Below are 4,215 nucleotides of genomic sequence, written 5' to 3' on the forward strand. Positions count from 1 at the left end.
TTTTTTGCAATTTTAATTACTCCGCATTCGGGTAATATCTGACTCAAGGGTAAGCCTGTTTTTCGTGGCATTGTGACCCACCCGTGACTGCTATTTCCCTCTTTATCTGCCGGAGCCTGATGATGAATTTAGAAAAATTCCCGCGTTATCCGTTAACTTTCGGTCCGTCACCGATTACGCCGATGAAACGACTCAGCGAGTATCTGGGCGGTGAAGTTGAAATCTATGCCAAACGCGAAGATTGCAATAGCGGTCTGGCCTTCGGCGGCAATAAAACGCGCAAGCTGGAGTATCTGATCCCCGAGGCGTTGGAGCAGGGCTGCGACACGCTGGTTTCTATCGGCGGTATTCAGTCGAACCAGACGCGTCAGGTAGCTGCGGTCGCCGCGCATCTGGGGATGAAATGCATTCTGGTGCAGGAAAACTGGGTGAATTACACCGACGCCGTCTATGACCGCGTAGGAAACATCGAACTGTCGCGGATCATGGGCGCGGATGTGCGTCTGGATGCCGCAGGATTCGATATCGGCATCCGTCAAAGCTGGAAAGATGCGATGGAGGAAGCGTCGCAGAACGGCGGCAAACCGTTCCCGATCCCAGCCGGTTGTTCTGAACATCCTTACGGCGGTCTCGGTTTTGTCGGCTTCGCGGAAGAAGTCCGTCAGCAGGAAAAAGAGCTGGGATTCAAATTTGACTATATCGTCGTGTGCTCCGTTACCGGGAGTACGCAGGCGGGCATGGTGGTGGGCTTTGCCGCCGACGGTCGTGCGCGTAATGTCATCGGGATCGACGCCTCCGCCAAGCCGGAGCAGACTAAGGCGCAGATCCTGCGCATCGCGCAGCAGACGGCCGACTTGGTCGAGTTGGGTCAGCCCATTACCGAAGACGATGTGGTGCTGGATACCCGCTACGGCGGCCCGGAATACGGTCTGCCCAATGAAGGCACGCTGGAGGCGATTCGCCTGTGTGGTCGCTTAGAAGGCGTATTGACTGACCCTGTGTACGAAGGTAAATCCATGCAGGGGATGATCGATAAAGTCCGCCGTGGCGAATTCCCGAAAGGTTCCAAAGTGCTGTATGCCCATCTGGGCGGCGCGCCGGCGCTGAGCGCCTACAGCTATATCTTCCGCAACGGCTGAGGATGAAAGCGATCCATTGACGTAACGAAAACAGCCCGCGATAAGCGGGCTGTTTGATGTTGGGTCGCGCTGAATAGGGAACAGGGCGTGTGCCCATCGCATGTTTAAAACGGCAGCTGAGTGGTGGACAACACTTCGCGCAGGCCGATGAACGATCGAATCTGACGGACGCCCGGCAGGAACAGCAGCTGTTCGGCGTGCAGGCGGTTAAAACTCTGATTGTCCTTGGTGCGGATCATCAGCATATAGTCGAACTCGCCGGTGACGACGTGACACTCCATACAGCCGCTGATCTGTTGGACCGAGGTTTCGAAATCCTTGAACGCGCCGGGGGTCGACCTGTCCAGCACCACGCCGATGATGACGACCATGCCCGCATTCAACGCCTCAGGGTCGAGCAATGCGACATATCCTTTAATCAGTCCCAGCTGTTTTAGCCGCTCCACGCGCCGCAGGGTAGCGGGAGGACTGAGATTCACGTTCTCCGCCAGCGCGACGTTGGAGATGGACGAGTCGGCTTGCAGCAGCCGCAGAATGGTCACATCGAAGCGATCCAGCTCGTAGGTCTTGGTCTTGTTATCCGCATCGGCGGGCGACGCATCAGATTTGAATTTCATGAGTTCCTCACAAAAACCGTTGAAGCAGCGTTGACGCATGATTGCGTCAGTCCCGTTCTTTTCGGTGAATCACTTCGCCTCACGGCGCCAGGTCCTATTTAAAACCATAAAAAATGGGTCGGACAAGCAATATCGTTAAATCGAATGAATGACGATGCGGGGAGAATTTTCGGCGGGAGAAAGTAAAACGGCTCCCCGGCGAACCGGAGAGCCGTGCGCGATGAGGCAGGATGGCGTCAGCGCGTTGTTAGCGTGGGATTAGAACTTTTCCCAGTTGCCTTCGGCCTGCGCGTTCGTGCCCAGTTTTCTCGGCGCGATAGCGGGGGCTGCCTGAGCCGGTTTGCCCGGCGCAGCGGCTTTGGTACGAGATTCGGACTCGGCCAGCTGGAAGATGGAAACCACTTCCGTCAGGCGACGCGCCTGATCTTCCAGTGACGACGACGCGGTGGTGGACTCTTCGACCAACGCGGCGTTCTGCTGCGTCACGCTGTCCATTTCGATAACGGCCTGACCCACCTGGGTAATGCCCTTGCTCTGCTCGTTCGAGGCGGAAGCAATTTCACCCATGATGTCGGTAACGTTAGTGATGGCCTTAACAATGTTGCCCATCGCGTCGCCCGCCTGCGTCACCTGCTCGGAGCCGATTTTCACGTTGCTGACGGATTCGTCGATCAGCCCTTCGATCTCTTTGGCGGCTTCGGCACTGCGCTGTGCCAGACTGCGAACTTCGCTCGCAACGACGGCAAATCCACGACCCTGTTCACCGGCACGCGCGGCTTCTACCGCGGCGTTCAGCGCCAGAATGTTGGTCTGGAATGCGATGCTGTTGATGACGTTGATGATATCAGCGATTTTCTGCGAGCTGCCGCTGATGCTGTTCATCGTTTTGATCACGTCATTGACGACGTTTCCGCCTTCATTGGCCGTTTTAGAGGCGTTCTGAGCCAATACGCTGGCCTGATTTGCGTTCTCGGCGTTCTGTTTCACCACGGCGCTCAGCTCTTCCATGCTGGCTGCGGTTTGCTCCAGCGCAGAGGCCTGCTCTTCGGTGCGTGAGGACAGGTCAGTGTTGCCCGCGGCAATTTCACCCGAGCTACGATAGATTTCGTCTGCACTCAGGCGAATATCGGAAACCGTGTTGACCCAGTTGCCCTGCATCTGCTGCATGAACGGGATCAGGCTGCCGACGCAGTTTTTACCTAAGTCTGCGATTTTAGTGTGCAGCTGACCGACGGCCAGAACCTGCAAGTGCTGTTTGATCTGATCAAGCGGGCGCACCACGAATTTGGCCAGGTAGCGATCGGTCAGCAGTACGATGATCAGGCCGACGGTCAGTGCCGCCATCAGAATGTATTCACACCATTTCACCCAGTCGCCGATACGGCCTTGAGCTTCGCCCTTCAGCGTCCCGATGACGGTGTTGTACTGCGTGATGGCGTTGGTGAACTGTTTGCGCAACGGGGTATAGGTCTGTTGTGCAATCTGCTTGTAGGTATCCGCACGATCGGCTTCCAGCGCATCGTACATGGGGACGACGGCTTCGCTGTACAGACGGTATGAGCTGTTATAGATATCATCGATCGTCGCTTTATTAATGTTTGCGTGATCGGTCACCTGAAACTGTGCCAGACCGGCTTTCAGACGCGCGATTTCTACCGCTGCCTGCTGCATTTCTGAATTGAACCCGGCCGGGTTGTTATTCTGCTTTTGCTCCATGGCCCGGTTAAGGATGTTCTGGACACGGTAATACTGTCCGCTGGCGCCGTTGATAATATCGCCGTTGTCCTGCTGGACGTTGGTCAGTTTAATTTCTGAGGTCAATTGACCCAGAGAGTAAAGTGCGAAGGCAGAGACGCCTCCCCATAATAAGGAAAACACGATAAGGATAAGAACCATCATGGTTCTGATTTTGATATCACGAATAAAATTCATAGTCGTAGCCCTGGTAAATTGGGGTTTTAGTTCTTGAATAATCAGAACTATGTTTTACGCATCCATTCATTGGGACGCTTGTAGGGAAACATGCGAGCCAGTTTTTAATCCATCAACGTTTCATTTCTTCGAAGCTGTTATCGGCAAACAGGTAATGGACTTCATCGCTTTTTTGCGAAAAGAAGGTAATTAAATGTCAGTGCGCGTTTCAGAATTTAATATATTTCTGGAGTGATGATGATCAGAGAAACCATTATTGCTTCTTTAATAGAGTAGAGCTTTTAATCTAATAGGCGAAAGCGTCGTACTGATGTTTTCATTACCGTTCGGCACAGTAAATGGCAGAATTTTATTAAATGTAAAAAATTAGCCGAAGATAGCGTGGGGTAAATGTTTCTGGTGTGAGCGGTTTTTTATATGTGCATGATAACAATGATTATTTTTTCTCTTGTTTTAACGGGGCTTTTGGGGGGCGCTAAACCTCAATAATTAATAAACCACGGTAATGTTTAGGGCTAAACCAAATT

General features: G+C 53.2%; 3 protein-coding genes. 1 reads left to right on the forward strand and 2 read right to left on the reverse strand.

What is annotated here, in order from left to right; translation table 11 throughout:
* The first annotated feature begins 122 nt into the window (after positions 1-122).
* Positions 123-1,139: a 1-aminocyclopropane-1-carboxylate deaminase gene (locus Q7O77_RS15110; RefSeq protein WP_085652780.1), complete on the forward strand. Its 1,017-nt coding sequence runs from the start codon at positions 123-125 to the stop codon at positions 1,137-1,139.
* A gap of 104 nt (positions 1,140-1,243) precedes the next feature.
* Here Q7O77_RS15110 and Q7O77_RS15115 read toward each other — a convergent pair whose 3' ends face one another.
* Together Q7O77_RS15115 and Q7O77_RS15120 are read right to left on the reverse strand one after the other, a co-directional pair.
* Positions 1,244-1,756 (reverse strand): Lrp/AsnC family transcriptional regulator, encoded by a 513-nt coding sequence (locus Q7O77_RS15115; protein WP_085652786.1) that lies wholly within the window; start codon positions 1,754-1,756, stop codon positions 1,244-1,246.
* A gap of 258 nt (positions 1,757-2,014) precedes the next feature.
* The gene (locus Q7O77_RS15120) at positions 2,015-3,688 is read right to left on the reverse strand and encodes a methyl-accepting chemotaxis protein (RefSeq protein ID WP_304169196.1); all 1,674 of its coding nucleotides are present in this window, start codon (positions 3,686-3,688) and stop codon (positions 2,015-2,017) included.
* Between the last annotated feature and the right edge of the window lie 527 nt (positions 3,689-4,215).

It is taken from the genome of Lonsdalea britannica (assembly GCF_946477055.1).
Classification (GTDB): domain Bacteria; phylum Pseudomonadota; class Gammaproteobacteria; order Enterobacterales; family Enterobacteriaceae; genus Lonsdalea; species Lonsdalea britannica_A.